At 37.5% G+C, this 17,905-nt stretch carries 17 protein-coding genes; 8 read left to right on the forward strand and 9 right to left on the reverse strand.

Annotated features, from left to right (window positions below; all coding sequences use genetic code 11):
* Positions 1-190: 190 nt before the first annotated feature.
* The gene (locus C9J38_RS19910; RefSeq protein ID WP_107287321.1) at positions 191-1,183 is read right to left on the reverse strand and encodes a hypothetical protein; all 993 of its coding nucleotides are present in this window, start codon (positions 1,181-1,183) and stop codon (positions 191-193) included.
* A gap of 252 nt (positions 1,184-1,435) precedes the next feature.
* Positions 1,436-2,410, reverse strand: a complete 975-nt coding sequence (locus tag C9J38_RS19915; protein ID WP_107208605.1) for an OmpP1/FadL family transporter — start codon at positions 2,408-2,410, stop codon at positions 1,436-1,438.
* A gap of 580 nt (positions 2,411-2,990) precedes the next feature.
* Between C9J38_RS19915 and C9J38_RS19920 the strand changes: the two genes are divergently transcribed.
* From C9J38_RS19920 to C9J38_RS19935, 4 genes are all read left to right on the forward strand, one after another.
* The gene (locus C9J38_RS19920) at positions 2,991-4,475 is read left to right on the forward strand and encodes a carbon starvation protein A (protein WP_107208606.1); all 1,485 of its coding nucleotides are present in this window, start codon (positions 2,991-2,993) and stop codon (positions 4,473-4,475) included.
* Positions 4,476-4,579: 104 nt separating this feature from the next.
* Positions 4,580-6,250, forward strand: a complete 1,671-nt coding sequence (locus tag C9J38_RS19925; protein WP_107208607.1) for a sensor histidine kinase — start codon at positions 4,580-4,582, stop codon at positions 6,248-6,250.
* 31 nt (positions 6,251-6,281) lie between these two features.
* Positions 6,282-7,007, forward strand: a complete 726-nt coding sequence (gene btsR, locus C9J38_RS19930) for a two-component system response regulator BtsR (protein WP_107208608.1) — start codon at positions 6,282-6,284, stop codon at positions 7,005-7,007.
* 367 nt (positions 7,008-7,374) lie between these two features.
* Positions 7,375-8,823 (forward strand): hypothetical protein, encoded by a 1,449-nt coding sequence (locus C9J38_RS19935; protein ID WP_107208609.1) that lies wholly within the window; start codon positions 7,375-7,377, stop codon positions 8,821-8,823.
* 331 nt (positions 8,824-9,154) lie between these two features.
* Here C9J38_RS19935 and C9J38_RS19940 read toward each other — a convergent pair whose 3' ends face one another.
* Together C9J38_RS19940 and C9J38_RS19945 are read right to left on the reverse strand one after the other, a co-directional pair.
* Entirely contained in the window at positions 9,155-9,358 is a 204-nt protein-coding gene (locus C9J38_RS19940; RefSeq protein ID WP_107208610.1) for a hypothetical protein, read from the reverse strand.
* A 159-nt stretch (positions 9,359-9,517) separates the two neighbouring features.
* A complete protein-coding gene (locus C9J38_RS19945) occupies positions 9,518-9,730 on the reverse strand; it encodes a cold-shock protein (RefSeq protein ID WP_005363823.1) in 213 nt (70 codons plus the stop codon).
* 464 nt (positions 9,731-10,194) lie between these two features.
* On the opposite strand from C9J38_RS19945, the gene C9J38_RS19950 reads away from it, so the two are divergent.
* The 3 genes from C9J38_RS19950 to C9J38_RS19960 all read left to right on the forward strand — a co-directional run bounded on the left by C9J38_RS19950 (position 10,195) and on the right by C9J38_RS19960 (position 11,189).
* A complete protein-coding gene (locus C9J38_RS19950) occupies positions 10,195-10,401 on the forward strand; it encodes a hypothetical protein (RefSeq protein ID WP_369917488.1) in 207 nt (68 codons plus the stop codon).
* A 121-nt stretch (positions 10,402-10,522) separates the two neighbouring features.
* Positions 10,523-10,819, forward strand: coding sequence for a hypothetical protein (locus C9J38_RS19955; RefSeq protein WP_233217853.1), 297 nt, complete (start codon positions 10,523-10,525; stop codon positions 10,817-10,819).
* A gap of 91 nt (positions 10,820-10,910) precedes the next feature.
* The gene (locus tag C9J38_RS19960) at positions 10,911-11,189 is read left to right on the forward strand and encodes a hypothetical protein (RefSeq protein ID WP_107208613.1); all 279 of its coding nucleotides are present in this window, start codon (positions 10,911-10,913) and stop codon (positions 11,187-11,189) included.
* Between the two features lie 147 nt (positions 11,190-11,336).
* Here C9J38_RS19960 and C9J38_RS19965 read toward each other — a convergent pair whose 3' ends face one another.
* From C9J38_RS19965 to C9J38_RS19975, 3 genes are all read right to left on the reverse strand, one after another.
* The gene (locus tag C9J38_RS19965; RefSeq protein WP_107208614.1) at positions 11,337-11,771 is read right to left on the reverse strand and encodes a hypothetical protein; all 435 of its coding nucleotides are present in this window, start codon (positions 11,769-11,771) and stop codon (positions 11,337-11,339) included.
* Between the two features lie 129 nt (positions 11,772-11,900).
* On the reverse strand, positions 11,901-13,625 hold the full coding sequence (locus C9J38_RS19970) for a class I SAM-dependent methyltransferase (protein WP_107208615.1): 1,725 nt from the start codon (positions 13,623-13,625) through the stop codon (positions 11,901-11,903).
* 219 nt (positions 13,626-13,844) lie between these two features.
* Positions 13,845-15,371 carry a methyl-accepting chemotaxis protein gene (locus tag C9J38_RS19975; RefSeq protein ID WP_199195429.1) on the reverse strand — a complete coding sequence of 509 codons (1,527 nt, stop codon included), beginning with the start codon at positions 15,369-15,371 and terminating at the stop codon, positions 13,845-13,847.
* Positions 15,372-15,837: 466 nt separating this feature from the next.
* On the opposite strand from C9J38_RS19975, the gene tpx reads away from it, so the two are divergent.
* Positions 15,838-16,341 carry a thiol peroxidase gene (gene tpx, locus C9J38_RS19980; protein ID WP_107208617.1) on the forward strand — a complete coding sequence of 168 codons (504 nt, stop codon included), beginning with the start codon at positions 15,838-15,840 and terminating at the stop codon, positions 16,339-16,341.
* Between the two features lie 216 nt (positions 16,342-16,557).
* Here tpx and phnP read toward each other — a convergent pair whose 3' ends face one another.
* A complete protein-coding gene (gene phnP, locus C9J38_RS19985) occupies positions 16,558-17,325 on the reverse strand; it encodes a phosphonate metabolism protein PhnP (protein ID WP_107208618.1) in 768 nt (255 codons plus the stop codon).
* A gap of 23 nt (positions 17,326-17,348) precedes the next feature.
* Positions 17,349-17,903 (reverse strand): ribose 1,5-bisphosphokinase, encoded by a 555-nt coding sequence (gene phnN / locus C9J38_RS19990; protein ID WP_107208643.1) that lies wholly within the window; start codon positions 17,901-17,903, stop codon positions 17,349-17,351.
* Between the last annotated feature and the right edge of the window lie 2 nt (positions 17,904-17,905).

Genomic DNA, 17,905 nt, shown 5'->3' on the forward strand with positions numbered 1-17,905 from the left:
ATATATTATTGGTTATTACAGCCAATTACGACCACATCAATATAATGGCGGATTAACACCGAATGAATCAGAACGATTATATTGGTTAACCTCTAAAACCGTGGCTAGTATTTGTTGACCACTACACAAAACGACATAGCTTATGTGATGATTTTCTTATCTTACTTTAAAAGATTCATGCTTGAATCAATTATTTATTTAAGAGTGAATGAATGAAATCACTATCCGAGATTGTGGAATCAACTAGATTAAACCTATTGCTATCAGTAATATAAATATTGTTATTTTCTTTCTTGAATTTAACTATTTTTGAAATTTTTATTCCTTCTGAATTGACGTGTCCAAAATAAAAAATAATACTATTACTTAACTCAATAGATAACATTGGATTCAAGGTTAACAAATTAGATAAATAAGATGCTTTATTATGACTAAGAAAATCTGATGAAAATAATTTATCAATACTATCATCACCCTGTAACCCTCTTGCATCGTCAAAGAAGTTCATCAACAATTCACTTTTAATCTCATTCTCATAAACTTCAACATTAGCAATAAGAAATAGATTACAACTATTTTCTATTTTTTTAACTATACAGTTTCGTTTGAAATCTTTGTTAATATTATTATTTTTAAAATTATTGTCATGCTTTTTAATCAATGCATACAATGGAATAATATACGAGTATTTATTTTCATTAACATCTGGAAATTGATAACCATGCTTCGTTTTTTCTAAAGAGATAACTTTATTACTTCCCTCTACAGAAAGAACATAAAACACAAAGTCACCAATTTGACTATAACCCTCTAGTAAAATTGAATTCGACTCTCTCAACCAAGAAGAATTTCTATAAATAAGTGAAAACATTTCATCCGAATATTTTTGTTTTCTGTTTTTATTGATGAAATCATAAAACATCTCTTTATTTTTAAAATTACTGATCGTTTTAGATAAAAACTCTTTACCTGGAAATTTAAACTCGTTATTAGATTTTATATCTACAGCACCATTAACGACTTTATAATCAACAACTACACTGAAATCATTATATTTATCCGTACCAAGATACATTGGGATGTTATATTCTACATTTATATTTTCAGAATAAGAAAAAGTTGGAGTAAATAAAAATAAAATACAAAAAAATCGCATCATCATCTCTAATTTTTGACTAGACATAAAATATATATACTTAAAATATAATAAATCAAAAAAACACGTTGAATTTTAAAGTTACATCAGCAGATTTAATTAGTAAATAAATAGGAAGTCAGCAGCTTTTTTTAGGGAGTTATATCGCAGAATTACAGGTCTTATTACATACATTAGCATCAATTTATAAAATAAAGGAAAAATGTAAAGTAATATCACCACCGATACCAGAGAATATATTAATAATATCTGAGTTTCGGTGGTGATAATAAAATTCGCCTAACTAAACTTATAGTTTATAGCTACCGATATCGCCGTTCCGTTATTTTTCACAGAGACAAGGCGAGTAGATCCCGTATAGTATTCTTTCGGTATGTAATGCTCTTGAAGCCATGCACCAGTAACTGTCCATTTATTATTGAATTTATAGCTTGTTCCAAGACGGTATCGCTTATCTTTACCACCTAAACTATCAATCACTTCATACTCACTATAGCCAGCCATAAATAACCAATTACCCCATTGGTAACTGCTCGATAATGCGACACGTTTGCTATTTCTCTCCCCCACAAGTAAACCAAATGGGTCATTGTATTCACTGTAATGAATACCTTTGCCTTCCCACATAGTTTCACTTACAGAAACATTTATTGTCCATGCTTCGGTCGGTAACCAAGAAAAATAAAAACGCGTTTGAGCAGGGAGATCAAAGTTAGCCTGATGATCGCCAAAATTACTGCCATATTGATGTTTTACCGCAAAACTTAAATCAGATCTTGGTTTCCAAGTTAGACTCAGAGATCCAGACCAACCGTTGTCATTACCTTCCCATCGACTATGTTTATCACGACCAAATTGTCGACGATTCTGCTCTAACTCATACTCGGCATGCATGTATTCGACACTTGCTGCAATGCTCAATGTTCCCCAGCGGTACGCTAATGTCGGTACAGCAGATAACACAATTGGACTAACCCGTGTTTCATAAAATAATGGAAGAAAACTCGAACCAATGGCTGGAACAGAAATATCAGCCGCAATTCGACTATAAAGACCAAATCCAGCATAAAAATTATGACTTAATGGCGATGATATAAAGAATGATGGTATTGGATGTTTCTTTTTATACTCAGACACCTTACCAAATATTTCATAATCTGATGTCACGCTATATTGTGTAATCTCAGCGGTGATCTCTTTAGATTCCAATTGGGTGATACTTGAAAGTGCCAGTGCAAGTACACTTGCATCCAATGCAATAGCGCCATTAGCCGCAGCTAGCGCAGTATTCGTTGCTGATGATTCAGAAAAACTTAATCCTGTCGCAAATATTGATGAAGAAAAGAGTAACGGAATAAGTGAAATAATTGGCGAGACAAAGGTATTCCTTTAATACAAATATGCACTAAATGATTCAAACTAATATAGTGAAGCATTGGAGTACGTTTTTTAAAACTATATGATATTCACTTTAAAGTGAGCACAATTAATTAAATATAAAAAACTTATCTATATATCACATTAGGTTACCTGATTAACGGCTAGATTAAGCTAACATAAAAGATTTATTCTGATCTCAGTTATGATTAAGTACAAAATTCAATCAAGACTTAAAGGTAAGAGAGCATTTAATCTATGACAGTTAAATAGAACAATTAGGTAAATGATCATTTATTCCCTCTCTATTCTTCTTCACAATGACGAAAACCACTTATCTTTCATAGCGACCACTCATCACACTATCCTGCCACTGACCTATTAACTAAATGCAGCTAACTAAAAAGACCAATACCATACACCCTAGCTTCCCCCTACAATATTAAGGACAATTGCTATGATGTGGTTTCTGACCTGTGTTGCCGCGCTTATTGGTGGCTACTTTATTTACGGTGCTTTCGTAGAGAAAGTATTCGGTATAAAAGAACACCGTAAAACCCCTGCACATACCAAAACAGATGGTGTCGACTTTGTTCCTATGTCGACAAAGCGTGTCTACCTCGTCCAGCTACTCAATATCGCCGGTGTTGGTCCTATTTTTGGCCCTATCATGGGTGCGCTGTATGGCCCTGCTGCCATGCTCTGGATTGTGGTTGGCTGCATTTTCGCAGGTGCTGTTCACGATTACTTCTCTGGTATGTTATCTATCCGTAATGGCGGCGCATCAGTACCGAGCATTACAGGTCGTTACTTAGGCAATGGCGCAAAACACTTTATGAACCTTTTTGCCATTGTTCTACTCTTGCTTGTCGGTGTGGTCTTTGTTTCTGCTCCTGCCGATATGATCACTAACCTTATCAACGACCAAACCAGCCTAAGCGTTAATGTAACTACTATGGTTGTGCTTATTTTTGGTTACTACATTCTGGCAACGATTGTGCCTGTCGATAAGATCATTGGTCGCTTCTACCCATTATTTGGTGCTCTTCTCATTTTCATGTCTGTGGGCTTAATGGCAGCCATTGCGTTCTCTAGTGAACATACCGTAATGGGTGATTTCAAAGTGAGCGAAATGTTCACTAACTTAAACCCGAATGACATGCCACTATGGCCTGCATTGTTTATTACTATCGCTTGTGGTGCTATCTCTGGTTTCCATGCGACACAATCGCCATTAATGGCGCGCTGTATGCACAATGAGAAAAATGGCCGCTTCGTATTCTACGGTGCGATGATCGGTGAAGGTGTGATTGCGCTAATTTGGTGTGCTATTGCTCTGTCTTTCTTCGGCTCGCTTGAGTCACTTTCTGAAGCGGTGAAAAGTGGTGGTCCGGGTAACGTAGTTTACAGTGCATCCTTTGGTTTACTGGGTACGTTTGGTGGCATCTTGGCGTTCTTAGGTGTTGTGATTCTACCTATTACCTCTGGTGATACTGCGTTTCGTTCAAGCCGTTTGATCTTAGCTGAGTACTTCAATGTTGAGCAAAAAACATTGCGTAATCGTCTACTTATGGCTGTTCCATTGTTTGTATTAGGTGGCATTTTAACCCAAGTCGATTTCGGGATTATCTGGCGTTACTTCGGCTTTGCTAACCAAACCACAGCTGTAATGATGCTTTGGACGGCTTCTGCTTACTTGCTTCGCCATAATAAGTTGCACTGGATCACTACCGTTCCAGCCATCTTTATGACAACGGTATGTGTGACCTTCATTTTAAATAACAGCACATTAGGTTTCGGCTTACCAATGCAGATCTCAACTATCGTAGGTATTGTATTCTCGCTATTCGTAACAGGTTACGTAATAAAGATATCGAAAGGAAAAGGTGATACTGACTTTGCCGATGAGGAAGAAATAAAAGCAACGTCAGAAATAGCATAATCACAAACATTAATTTGCTTGATTCCTCAATCTAAGAGCCTGCGCACCGCAGGCTTTTTTTGTTTACCTTACAATCGCGCATTATTTTTATCATGAGCTCCAATATGGAATTGATAGTCTCTTTGCTACAGCAAATGTGTGTTTACTTAGTACTGGCTTATATGCTGAGTAAGACCCCCATTATTTTGCCTTTGTTGAGCATTTCTTCTCGTTTAAGCCATAAGCTAATCTGTTATGTGCTATTTTCTGGTTTTTGTATTCTCGGTACCTACTTCGGCTTACATATCGACGATGCAATTGCGAACACCCGTGCTATTGGTGCCGTTATGGGTGGGCTTTTTGGTGGCCCTGTGGTGGGTTTTGCCGTTGGTTTAACGGGCGGTATTCATCGCTATACTCTTGGTGGCTTTACCGATCTTGCCTGTACCATTTCGACCACTGCTGAAGGCTTAATTGGTGGCTTACTCCATGTTTACCTGCTTAAACGTAACAAAGGCGCATTGTTATTTAACCCTTGCATGGTATTTGGTGTCACCTTTGTTGCTGAAGTAGTGCAGATGATCATCTTAATCACTGTCGCCAAACCTTTTGACCAAGCCTATGAGCTCGTTTCTACCATTGCCGTTCCAATGATCATTGCCAATTCCGTTGGTGCGGCACTGTTTATGAGTATTCTGCAAGATCGTAAAACAATATTTGAAAAATACTCAGCGGCCTTTTCTCGCCGTGCTTTAACCATTGCAGATCGCTCGGTCGGTATTCTTAGTACCGGCTTTAACAGTGACAATGCCAATAAGATCGCCCGTATTATTTATGAAGAAACCAAGGTCGGTGCCGTTGCGATCACAGACCAAGAAAAACTTTTAGCCTTTGTGGGGATCGGGGATGATCACCATAAGCCAAACACCCCTATTTCTTCACAAAGCACCTTAGATTCGATAGAACAAAATGACATCATCTACCTTGATGGTCGTGAATCCCCTTATCAATGCTCTCTCGCCCATGACTGTAAGCTTGGTTCGGCGCTTATCATTCCACTACGCGCAGGCAATCAAGTTGTCGGCACCATTAAGTTATATGAGCCAAAACGTAAACTGTTTTCAACCGCTAACATGTCAATGGCAGAAGGTATTGCACAGCTACTATCCAGCCAAATTCTTTACGGTGATTACTTGCAGCAACAAACCTTATTATCACAAGCCGAAATTAAACTGCTACATGCGCAAGTGAATCCTCACTTTTTGTTTAATGCCCTTAATACCATCAGTGCCATCACAAGACGCGATCCAGATAAAGCCCGAAAGCTTATACAAAACTTATCGCAATTTTTCCGTAGTAACTTAAAGCAAAATATTAACACCGTGACGCTACGAGAAGAGTTGGCACACGTAAACGCCTACCTCACTATAGAAAAAGCCCGTTTTACGGATCGTCTTGATGTCGACATTAATATTCAACATGAATTACTTGATACCAAACTGCCCAGTTTTACGCTTCAACCTCTGGTAGAGAACGCTATCAAACATGGTATTTCTACACTGTTAGAAGGTGGAATAGTGAAGATTTATAGCCAACCTCACCCATTGGGCTACGAAATCACGGTTGAAGATAATGCAGGAAGTTATCAGCCACCAGCAGATACCCATGTCGGATTGGGAATGGAGATAGTAGATAAACGCCTATCCAATCAATTTGGTCGTGATTCAACGCTAAAAATCACATGCACACAGCACCAATTTACCCAAATAAGTTTTATTATCCCCAACGCACAATAAGTACAGCAAATCACATAAAAGGTAAGCTTGGATGTTAACTGCTCTTGTCATTGATGATGAACAATTTGCCCGTGAAGAGCTGGCAGAACTATTGGAAGAAACAGGCTATGTTACGGTGATTGGTGAAGCGCCAAACGCTATCATTGGGCTAAAGAAAATCAATGAGCTAAAGCCAGATATTGTCTTTGTTGATATTCAAATGCCACAAGTAACAGGTATTGAACTATTAAGCATGCTCGATCCTGAAACTATGCCCTATGTGGTGTTTGTAACCGCTTACGATCATTATGCTATTCAAGCGTTTGAAGAGAATGCTTTTGATTATTTATTGAAGCCAGTTAATCCAAGTCGTTTAACCAAAACAGTGAGTCGTTTACATAAAGTGATACAGCAATCAACGCCTCAACAAGCCATCTCCGCTATTGCACCGAATAAGCTCGATCAAATCCCCTGCATTGGTCATAACCGTATTGTGATTCTTACCACCGACACCGTGGAATGTGCCTATAGCGATATCAGTGGCGTACAAGTACGTTCCTATGATCAAACTGCTAGCACACAACTCACCTTAAAAACATTGGAAGAAAAAACGCCATTGGTGCGTTGTCATCGTCAGTATCTGGTGAATATCAAAATGATCAGTGAAATTAAGTTATTAGAAAATGGATTAGCTGAAATTATTACAAAAACAGGGTATGAACTTCCCGTTAGCCGTCGCTACCTTTCAGCACTTAAAAAGCTACTTGGTATATTGTAAATCACATTGCTTTATTGAAAATAATGGTCTTATAAATCAATTTAATTGACCTATAGGGCTATTTCTATAACTTGATTTTATTTATAAACGTTAAGAAAAATATTTTTAAAATAAACACTTATTACATATAGAATTTATATAAGAGACGCAATTTTCTATTAGAAAAAACAATGAAGATTAAATCCCCATATAAATATGAAATAATTATAATATTAATACACTTACATTAATGTCTTTATTTTATGACAATATACATTTCAATTTTCATATTAATAATTAATTTTAATAATTTTTGAAATTATATTTTAAAATCTACGGTCTGATTTTTTGGTGCATTTAATTTTTCTATCTTAAGGCTGGAGATATTATGCTTTTTAGTTTACGTGGTTCTTTCATTGCAATTCCAATACTCGCCCTATCTTCTTTATCTTATTCTCAATCATACGATTCTTTTAAAAACGAACCTGCCGGAACACAAATCACAGAAGTTGATTACTCAACAGATTTTATAGGTGATTCTTTTTCATATTCTAAGGGCTGGGCTGGTCAAGGTTTTGGTTTATCAGGCACTCAGAGAGGTGCTCCTGAATATATTGTTTCTCAAACAGTTCCGAACACTGAACAACATGCGTTAGTGTTTGCAAGTAAAAATCGGAATGAGGCATGGTATGCCTTACATCCTGGAGCGGCAGAAAGCAATATATATGCTGTTTCTGATGATGATGGACAAGATGATTTTTTCTTTTATGGTCAACCTTGGGTAAAAGAAGACAACCCTTACTTTTATGGACAACTCTATTTAGGCGAGGCTTCTCAAGTTACATCATTTAGACTAACAGTGAAGAGATTAAATAATAATCAACTAAAAGATCATTATCCGGGGCTTTGGATTTATCAGGATAGGCTTCATGTCCGAATACCTAAAAAAGTTAACTTTGATGTGAGGTTTCTAAATAGCTATCAACCATTATCGGGATGGATAACTGCAGGAATACATATTTCTGACACGGGTGAAGTAACTTATTATTTGAAAAAAGGCATGTATGATGAATATACTTTGTTTACATTACCTGATTTTAGAATTACAGCATCTGATGCCGCAAAATTATTGGGCTTTGAACGTTACTCGCCACGAGTAGTTGAAAGAAATGATGCTGCTATTATGTTATCTCAAATCATCTCAAAAACTCATTTAAATGATTTCTCAGATGGAAAGTTCAATGCGATTAAAGAACTGAAACAGGGAATTAATTTTGAATTAGGATGCGGTAATTGTGAAAAGATTAATAATTTAACTGAGGCGACTACTTGGGTACAAGTTAATTCATTCAGCCCCGAACAATATGACATTTCATCCTATGAATCGGTCAATCTAGAAGTTTCTGTTGATGGTCGAGTTTATTCAAACGTACTTTATTACTTTGATAACGAAAACTGGCAACATAATTTGTGTAGCTCACTCGATGGAGAAAATGATCCACTCGATATTCTACGATGTGGGACACTAATTGATAACGGGGAGGTGGTTACCTTATTGGGTCAAGAATATAATTATTTATTCAGTGATAGACCCGGTGTTGTGGTATCAGTGAGCTTCAATCAACCTATTGAACCTGAAAACAATAGTGAATCTGTTACGCCAAATGATGAACAACCTGATACGACTGAAGATATCAACGAATCGTCTGATACCGACAACAGTGAAACAACGACATCTCATCCAAATAATGAATCTTCATCAAACCCAGTTTCATCTTATTTTATGATGTTATTGACTTGGTTAATAAATATCATTAATAGTATTTTTTCTCGATGATATATTCTAACAATGATGACTAGTGGTATTACACCCCATAATACCACTATTTTTTAATGGTATTATGGGTGTCGGCAAGCTCGATATAATGTCATTATTTTAACTGGCTAGTAACGCTAAACTACAGCGAAATATAAGCAATTTAAAATAATGGCTTATCCGAATTAGGCGTTGGGAATAGCGATATTGAATGTTAAATTTTAATTAGAAAAGACATATCAAAGGAATGAGCCATGAAAGCAATAGCACTATATTACTTACATCTTAAATTCTTCTTCTAACCACACCTAAGTGATGTGCTTTTTCTAACTCTTTTTTGGTTGTTTTTTGTCTATTTATCATTATTAACCCAAGCATTATTTTCTTTAGTCGCTAATAATTTTCCGACAATATCTCTCAATTCAATTTTTACCGTGAAAAAAGGAGCATATGAAGAAGATGATACTTTCGCACCTCTTAAACATTTCATAAAAACAGTTTCAGATTTAATTATTTTATCTAAATCATTAATGTACATAATATTATATACTGACATTTATATTTCCTATTTATTTTAAGTTATTACTATGATTATTATTTAATTATTATCTAAACTTTATCGAGAAATAATAGAAACAAATATAATAATGATAAAAGCAATATTTTTAAGTGTTCGATAATGGGGCAGCAATAAAATGCTACCCTTTAGAAAGTCTTATAAAGCAACGACATTTGAAGCTTGAAGACCTTTTTGACCTTGTTCGACATCAAAAGAAACCTTTTGGCCATCCATCAATGTCTTAAAACCTTCAGAAACGATAGCTTGAAAATGTACAAATACATCTGCACCGCCATTGTCTTGGGTAATAAAACCAAAGCCTTTATCTTCGTTAAACCATTTTACTAAACCAGTATTTTTATTAGACATAATGTGTCCCTTAAATAAATTCATAAAATATCGCAAATGCGAAGTACTAAGAGTCTGAATTATCGATGTGACGAAGAAGCTAAGGGAAACACAGAGGATGGCAACAATAACGAAGATATTCTGAGGGTTTTACTTTTACTTGATGTTTCATTAATAACTCTGAACAACAGAGCCATTACAGTAGAGCACTAAATCGATAGGCTGTATATGTTTATTTTATCAAAATAAGAAAATGAAAACCAAGCAATTGATTTAAAACACATTTTATTGTTGGATTTATTTTTATATCTATTATTTGAATAACCTGTACAATAGCCGATGCAAAACAACGATTAATTAAATATTCCATTAAAAGCTTCTCTGTTTCTCTTCCATTTAATTCATCACATCTATTCTGCAATATCTTTTCTTCATTACTGAGTTAGATGATTGTCTTTGCACTACACCTCTAATATAGCGAGATCATGATGCGTAAATCTGGAAAGAAACCTGGAAAAAAAATAAGAAAGAATGCTTTTGAAGATCGATTTGCTCTTATCGTTGAAGACTACCACAAAGCCAAAGAAGTACTGGATTCCTTAATAGTAGGAACAGCTGAACATAACAAACAACAGACGATATGTAATAACCTTTTTGCAAGCGCAGAGCGCTGTATAAAATCAGGATCATAATAAAAATTAACTATCCTTAATTGTTACTATCTTTCAAAGCCGTAAGCTTCCTATCCACTCTCTATACAGCGTTTCAACATTCGACTGACTTTTACTTTTGAGTACCGACACCATGAAACTAATGACTTTTCGATCTGAATGTATTTGCGGTACTGCGACTATGCCAGCCTTTTTGTCAAAGCTTGGTGTCAAAATTCACAAAGTAGAAATAGCTAATGAACCTTCAAAAAAGGCTAAACAGCGCATGGGTGAAACAGGTATTTACACGATAGAAGTACAAGATAACCACACGTTAGAAAGCTTACGAGAGCTAATGACGAAAGAGATTGAGCAGGAAGGTATGTTTTTAAATCTACACAAATGCTACCAAACATTAAATCTTGGTATGTCGCCAGATGAAAGACATTTCAACAGCTAGTGCGAAATTTATCTCTTAAACATTACCTTACTCAATCAGCCAATCTCTACGTTTATTCATATCCCAAATAACGTAAAATTTAAGGACACTTATGATCACTATTAACCTTCGCCTACCGCATGGCAGCACTGAAGACTATACCCAACAATTTATCGCTTACACGAAATCGGGTGCTTTTCTTCAAGATCTTGATGGTGCGAACAAAGTCACTATTCCAGCCTACAGCATACTGTCTGTTATCCTAAAAGACGGTACTTTCAGTACATCAATGAAAAAAGATTTAAAATTAACAGAGCCAACAAAATTTGGCGATTACAAAGACTCGATGAAATTAATGGAAACAGCCGAGAAAAGCAGTAAAGAACAATAATAAACATTAGTGATGGGGTAAATATTTTCCATCACTTGTCTTTTAATCATTTATTCTCGAACTAGTTTTAATTATATAAATATGTGTAATTCCTCTTACACATATAACGACTAAAATATTCAAACGCTGAAATCAAATAAAAGATCTTCATACTTTCTTATAGTATTTCTTCCATGGCTTTTCTCCTATTTCAGTAGGAAGCCTATTTGTTTGAACCACTCTGCCATCAAGAATCAGCAGTAATCGCCAAGCAGGATAAGGAATTGACGATTCTCCATCTATCCAGCGGTTAATTGTTCGCATAGGGTTCGATTTCCCCTTTATACCCAGCATTTTTGTCACGATGCCTTTACTATGAACATGCGCTAAATGTTCAAATACCTCGCGTATTTCACTCGGTGTCGGTTCTCGATATTCAGGATCATCAATAGAACGGTAAGAATCAGGTTGATTGATGCTTTCTGCAATAAAATGAACGTAAGAGCAATGTCGACGACTTAATTCTTGTTCATATTCGTGGCGCTCATTAATTTCAGCCTGAACTTCTGCCGATAAACTAAATAAATCTGTATTCACTCTCAAGGTATCTTCCTAAAATAGCTGTAGAGCAATTATTTAAAATGACGTTTTTTCTAGGTAAGTTAGATAAAATTCCCATTAAGCTCATTGATCATTTAGCTAACTCAAAGTTAATACTTATATCCATAAGTTTTACCACTCGCCGACCAGCAAACGACTTTTAACACCATTAACTTGCAAACCCATCGCTTCAAAAACATCATCAAAGTTACGGCACGCTAACGGTAAATGAGGCAGTGATAATACCGCTTCATCAAAAAAACGTTTTTGCTCTTGCTCTGTTTGCCATGCTACTTGCCACCAATTAACGATACGCTCTCTCGAATCAATTAAACGGCGTCTTGTCGGCACTCGTGCCCTTTTTTGGTTATTCTCATTTTTACTGGCAGGCAATAAATTCCACTTATCATTATTCGGCCAATAAGCAAACGGTAAGCAATGATCTACCTGATAATCAGGCTGTAAGCGTTTACCACTCCATACACTTTCCAGTTCTACACCGTTTTGCTGTAAAGCAATGATCTTCTGGCGTACACCTCGGGTGTCATGACTTTCATCAATCCATTTTAGACAGTCGTAATAAGTTTGTAGCGGAATATCTCGCGCTTCATTTAACTTATAACGACGCATTTCCGCTATCCATTGATTCACGACTAATGGCTCTATCCAGCTACTGTATAATCGCAAACATTCCCACAAACTTTCGTCTAGCACGAAATAGCCAAATTCAGCTAACGCTTCTAGTTCAAGTACAAAGCAATCTGCTGTACGTACTTTTTCACGCTCCATTTGAAATAACGTATTATTTTTATCTCCCTGATAAATAAACGTAACAGGGCCATCTTGAATTGTTTTCAAACTATCTCGGATCGCTGTTTGGAGTGCTTTAGCTTCATCACCCGTAAACATCGCCCCAATAGATAAATCATCTGCACTAAGGTGTGTCAGTTTTTTCCAGCCTTGCTCTTTTACAAAGCCTAAGCCTTTTTTACTGTCGCTACTTTGTTGGATACCAAAGCCATCAATATCAATATCGATTAAGCGTTTAAATTGTCGTATCCAATAAAGTGCCACTAAGCCCAATGGCAATCGAACTTTATTATCTTCACGGCTGAGAACAGCACCGGGATGGGCGTCAGCAATATGAAGAAGAGTACGAAGTAACGCAAGCTTGTACGTGGCAGACTTAGCATCATTAACAATGATCTGCCTAACCTTGATCAGATCACCCGTACCATCATCAGGCAACTGCATCACCACGGTTTGCCATTGCACACTGCTACGACCTAATTCATCGGCATCATGTTCAGAAATGAAGTTAACTTGTAAGGCATGTTTATTGGCTAATTGTTCCAGTTCTTCAACACTGACATCATAGGCTTTGCGAGAATCAGAAAAATCACCATAACGCAGCGAGATCACTAGCTTTCCACTCGGTGCCAATAGGTTAGATAATTTGCGAAATGCTCGCTCACGCGCACAAGAAGAAAGGTGCATCCAGACCGCAGATAACAAAATACAATCAAAGCGCATACCAAGCTCTACAATACTGTGTAGCTCGGGTAGCTGATCATCAAGCCAAGTGATTTTATCATCATACTGCCGAGTATATTTTTCACCTTGTTCTCGTAATGCTTGTGCTGGCTCTATTGCATAGACATCACAATGATGCTCCGCAAACCATAGCGCATCACGTCCAGCCCCTGCACCAATATCAAGCACTTTTAAGGCATCTTTCGATGAACTGACAGGCCAATGCGCTTGCCAATTTTTATGTACTTGCTCAAAGGTTAACGACTGATATTGCTCACTCAGGCTTTGTGCATTTTGGTGATAAAAATCAATGGTTTTAGACATGATGATAGCTCTGAAAACAAGGTAAATTTATCATACTGTAAGTTATTGATATTCACGATTGAAATTTCAGTAATATTCTAATTTTGCTAAGGTTTTAATAATGTTTAGGCATTATTCTAAAAGCAAGTTTTATTAGATATCTAGCTTACAAAAAAGAAATGCCATTCGCTTTTCACAAATGGCATTAGCTCTAACGTCGCCTTTTTCCAAGCATCATTATTATATTTTGAATGTCCCTACATGCTTATCCAGCGTTTGCGATAAGTCTGCTAGTTGCTGGCTGGATGCCTCTAATTGTTCACTGGCGTTCAAACCAAGTTTAACTAAGTGACTCACCGTATCCATATTCAAGTTAATCTCATTCGCCACTGTTGATTGCTGCTCAGTGGCTGTCGCCACTTGGGTATTCATATCTAAAATAGTGGTGACTTGCTGTGAAATAGATTCAAGTGCTTGTCGCGCATGTTCTGTTTCGGTTGCCCCTTCGTTAATCAGTGCCTTACTGTTACTCATTGAGCCTACCGCGCTCTGGGCTTCTGTTTGTAACTGGTGGATCATGGCATCAATTTCATCTGTTGATTGGGCTGTTTTCGTTGCAAGATTACGTACTTCATCTGCAACAACTGCAAACCCGCGTCCTGCATCACCCGCCCTTGCTGCTTCAATCGCGGCATTCAATGCCAGTAAATTGGTTTGCTCTGAAATCCCACGTATTACTTCAAGAATCGTACCTATAGATTGCGTATTATCCGCCAAGCTAACAATGATATTTGAAGTACTGTTCATCTCATTTTCAAGGTTAGAGATGGCCGTTGTTGTTCGTTGTAGCGTTTTATACCCTTCTTGGGTTTCATTGGTTGCCATACTTGCTGCATCTGCGGCGTTCGCGGCGTTAGACGCAATTTCATTAACCGTGGCAATCATTTCATTCATTGATGTCACAACGAGCATGGTTTGTTCATTTTGCTCTTGTCCTCTCGCGAGTGCTTGCTGTGACTGTTCACGTAGTGCGATGGCAGAACCATTTAATTCCACGCCAGAATTCACCACTTGGGAAATAATGCCATGTACTTTTTCCACAAATACATTAAACGCTGACGAGATCTGGGCAACTTCGTCATTACCTTTTATTGGTAAGCGCACCGTTAAATCACCATCACCTTGCGAGATATCATGCAATGCATCTTTAAGTACCGATAGTGGGCGCATTAATTTATTAAGCAGTAGAGATAGCACTATTAAACAAAGTACGAAGATCACAATCATCGAACCTAGCTGGTAAGTGATAATGCCATTGGTTGCTTGGCTTACTTCGGTAATGGGAATGCCAATATCAAATGTGCCGTAAAGCTGACCATTCACATAGATTGGCGCCATAATGTCGAACACCCATACCTTTTGTACATCGGCATACCATTTGGAATATTGTTGGACGCCTTTTGTCGCGCCGTCTACGGTATACGCATCATCATATTTTTTGTTTAGCTTTTGCTTATCGCTATGTGCAACAGCTGTAACATTATTATCGATAACAATGGCATAGCTAACATCAGAACGTTGTTTCAAATCATCGACTAATGCTTGAAGATCTTTTTTAGGGGTATCGGAATTTTCTAGAATATACCCTGCATTTTTGGCTAAGAATTCCGCCTGTATTTGAGATTTATCGAGGATGATATTGTCTATCTTTTGGCTAGATATAAAGTAGGTCGATGCCATACTCGCCATAACGGCAATGCCAAACATGGCACAAACGGCTAATAGGATTATTTTTTTCATTCTTATTGTCTCAACGCAAGTTGTGGATCTCTATCAACAAATGTTGTCAATCTCATCATTGATAGTTCGAACTGAATATGTCATCTCGCAACACAAGATATAACCATTCAGTTACGTTATCTGTAAAAGTCGCAACAACTTTAACAAATACGCTCAAACTTATGCTGTTATCACAATTTCAACAAAGCGCGACATCTGATGCACTTACAAAAAAGTAATTAAGTCAACATCGCGTTTTTACTTTTGAATTGTGGCGATTAAATAATCAGTTTTATCCTCGATGTAAATGCAACTGAAAAGACAATAAAATTACTTAGTGGTATGACCTTGGTTAAATATGCTACTAACCACTATTAATTTATTCTTTTGTGTATATAGTGTGTGAATAAAAAGTTGCACACCATTTGCGTGCTATATAAAAGGAAAGTAAAAAATGACTCAAGTAACATTCCAAGGCTCACCTGTTCAACTTGCAGGTACATTCCCTGTTGTAGGTACTCAAGCACCAGCATTTACCCTTTGCGGCGCTGATCTTTCTGACATCACGCTTGATTCAGTAAAAGGTAAAAAAGTTGTTTTAAATATCTTCCCAAGCATCGATACACCGGTTTGTGCTCTTGGTGTAAAAGCATTTAATCAAAAAGCCGCAAACACTGAAAATACAGTTGTGCTATGTATCTCTGCTGACTTGCCTTTCGCTACTGGTCGTTTCTGTGCAGCAGAAGGTATTGAGAACGTTCAAACGGCCTCTCTATTCCGTAGCCCTGAATTTGCAGAAGCATACGGCGTTAAACTCGCTGAAGGCGCACTTCGTGATTTAGCGACTCGTGCTGTTGTTGTACTAAACGAGGAAGGTCTTGTGATCCATGCTGAACTTGTAGCAGAGATTACTGATGAGCCTAACTACGACGCAGCAATTGCAGCGCTACAAAAATAAGATAAAGATAAAAATTGAAGTGGCTCTTAAGGGGCCGCTTATCTCTTTTTCGCAAATTCTGTATGCATGAATTCACGGTCAAAAGAGTCGCCCCTTCTTCCTCTACCCTCTTATATATTGTTCGAACTCTCCCTGCATTGAGTAATAGTCTAACTCGATAATCCTGATACAAAACATTAATAAGAAAAGCTATGCTCTATTTTATTAATCAATCAGTTACATCAAATCCACTTTATACCCATCACCACCAATAACTAACGAGCTAGGGACTTGGTTATCTTGCAGCCAACAATCTAATTCATGCCCTATATGGGTAATGATAAATTGCTTTGGTCGTAGGCGTTCATAAACATCAAAGGCTGTATCAATATCGCTATGATTACCTCGTGCTAATGTCGGTGGAAAAGAGCAATCTAGCACTAATGCATCAAGTTTATTTACTGACAATAAGTACTGCTCAGTCTCCAGAGGTAAACCATCGGTATCTGTTAAGTAAGCGACTGTCTTTCCATCACACTCAAACAGATACCCAAACGTAGGTTTGGAGTGTTGCATCGACAGTGGTGTGATTTTCAACCCTTCAACATTAAAAGGTACTCCATGCTGAAGATACGGACGAAAATCTAAACAGCCGGAATGCTTCAGTAGATCAGCACAGCCTAAAGGATCATCAGGGCACCAAACAGGAATTAATCCACCATTCCCCCAACGTAAATGGAACAAGCCTTGAACATGATCTACATGAAAATGAGTGAGCAAAAAGCCAATATATGAACCAACAGAAAAACGCTTATGAAGATCCATGATGCCTGCATCAATAAGCAAACGCTTTTTATTCTGCTCATTTCCCCACTCTATCATCGCCGAACAGGGTTTTCTTTCGAGGTGATGATCATGGGTTGCAGCCTCACATGCAGAACAATGACAACCATATAGGGGAACACCACCAGCGGCACCTGTGCCAAGTAATGTCAGTGATAACATAATTACACCACTACGTTTTTTGATTAAGACTCGTATACAGCATATTTCATTTGAGCAAGAAACTGCTCAGTACTGCTTTGAAGAGAGCCACTATTATCAACCACAATTGCACATGGTGGTCTTACAGCGTCATAAGCCACTGCGCGCTCCAACCGTTGTGCTATCTCTTCTTCACTTTCTCGCCCTCGAAGCTGTAACCGTTGCTCTAGGGCTTCAGGGCTAACTGAGATCCACACCACTTGAAGTTGTTCACCAAAGCGTGCCTTGGCGGTTTCTAAATAAGCTCTGGAGCCATTAACCATGACATCCAATCCCTTATTGAGCCAATCATCCACTTCATTGCCAACGCCATATCGACAACCATTCGCCTGCCAGTGCATGACAAATAGCCCACGATTTATACGTAAATCAAATTCGGTATCCGATAACGCTATATGATTTTCGTTCCCCATAAATGCAGGTCGAGTAATATATCGATGTGCGATCATCAATCGTTCACTTAAACTTTCTCGAACCGCATTGATAAGAGAATCTTTACCCGCGCCAGATGCACCTAATATATAGAACAACCTAGCCAACA

It is taken from the genome of Photobacterium sp. GB-210 (genome assembly GCF_003026075.1).
GTDB lineage: Bacteria > Pseudomonadota > Gammaproteobacteria > Enterobacterales > Vibrionaceae > Photobacterium.

Coding starts and splice junctions, on each gene's coding strand:
- C9J38_RS19910 (WP_107287321.1), bottom strand. CDS start 1,183: ATGTCTAGTCAAAAATTAGAGATGATGATGCGATTTTTTTGTATTTTA.
- C9J38_RS19920 (WP_107208606.1), top strand. CDS start 2,991: ATGATGTGGTTTCTGACCTGTGTTGCCGCGCTTATTGGTGGCTACTTT.
- C9J38_RS19925 (WP_107208607.1), top strand. CDS start 4,580: ATGGAATTGATAGTCTCTTTGCTACAGCAAATGTGTGTTTACTTAGTA.
- btsR (WP_107208608.1), top strand. CDS start 6,282: ATGTTAACTGCTCTTGTCATTGATGATGAACAATTTGCCCGTGAAGAG.
- C9J38_RS19935 (WP_107208609.1), top strand. CDS start 7,375: ATGCTTTTTAGTTTACGTGGTTCTTTCATTGCAATTCCAATACTCGCC.
- C9J38_RS19940 (WP_107208610.1), bottom strand. CDS start 9,358: ATGTCAGTATATAATATTATGTACATTAATGATTTAGATAAAATAATT.
- C9J38_RS19945 (WP_005363823.1), bottom strand. CDS start 9,730: ATGTCTAATAAAAATACTGGTTTAGTAAAATGGTTTAACGAAGATAAA.
- C9J38_RS19950 (WP_369917488.1), top strand. CDS start 10,195: ATGATGCGTAAATCTGGAAAGAAACCTGGAAAAAAAATAAGAAAGAAT.
- C9J38_RS19955 (WP_233217853.1), top strand. CDS start 10,523: ATGACTTTTCGATCTGAATGTATTTGCGGTACTGCGACTATGCCAGCC.
- C9J38_RS19960 (WP_107208613.1), top strand. CDS start 10,911: ATGATCACTATTAACCTTCGCCTACCGCATGGCAGCACTGAAGACTAT.
- C9J38_RS19970 (WP_107208615.1), bottom strand. CDS start 13,625: ATGTCTAAAACCATTGATTTTTATCACCAAAATGCACAAAGCCTGAGT.
- C9J38_RS19975 (WP_199195429.1), bottom strand. CDS start 15,371: ATGTTTGGCATTGCCGTTATGGCGAGTATGGCATCGACCTACTTTATA.
- tpx (WP_107208617.1), top strand. CDS start 15,838: ATGACTCAAGTAACATTCCAAGGCTCACCTGTTCAACTTGCAGGTACA.
- phnP (WP_107208618.1), bottom strand. CDS start 17,325: ATGTTATCACTGACATTACTTGGCACAGGTGCCGCTGGTGGTGTTCCC.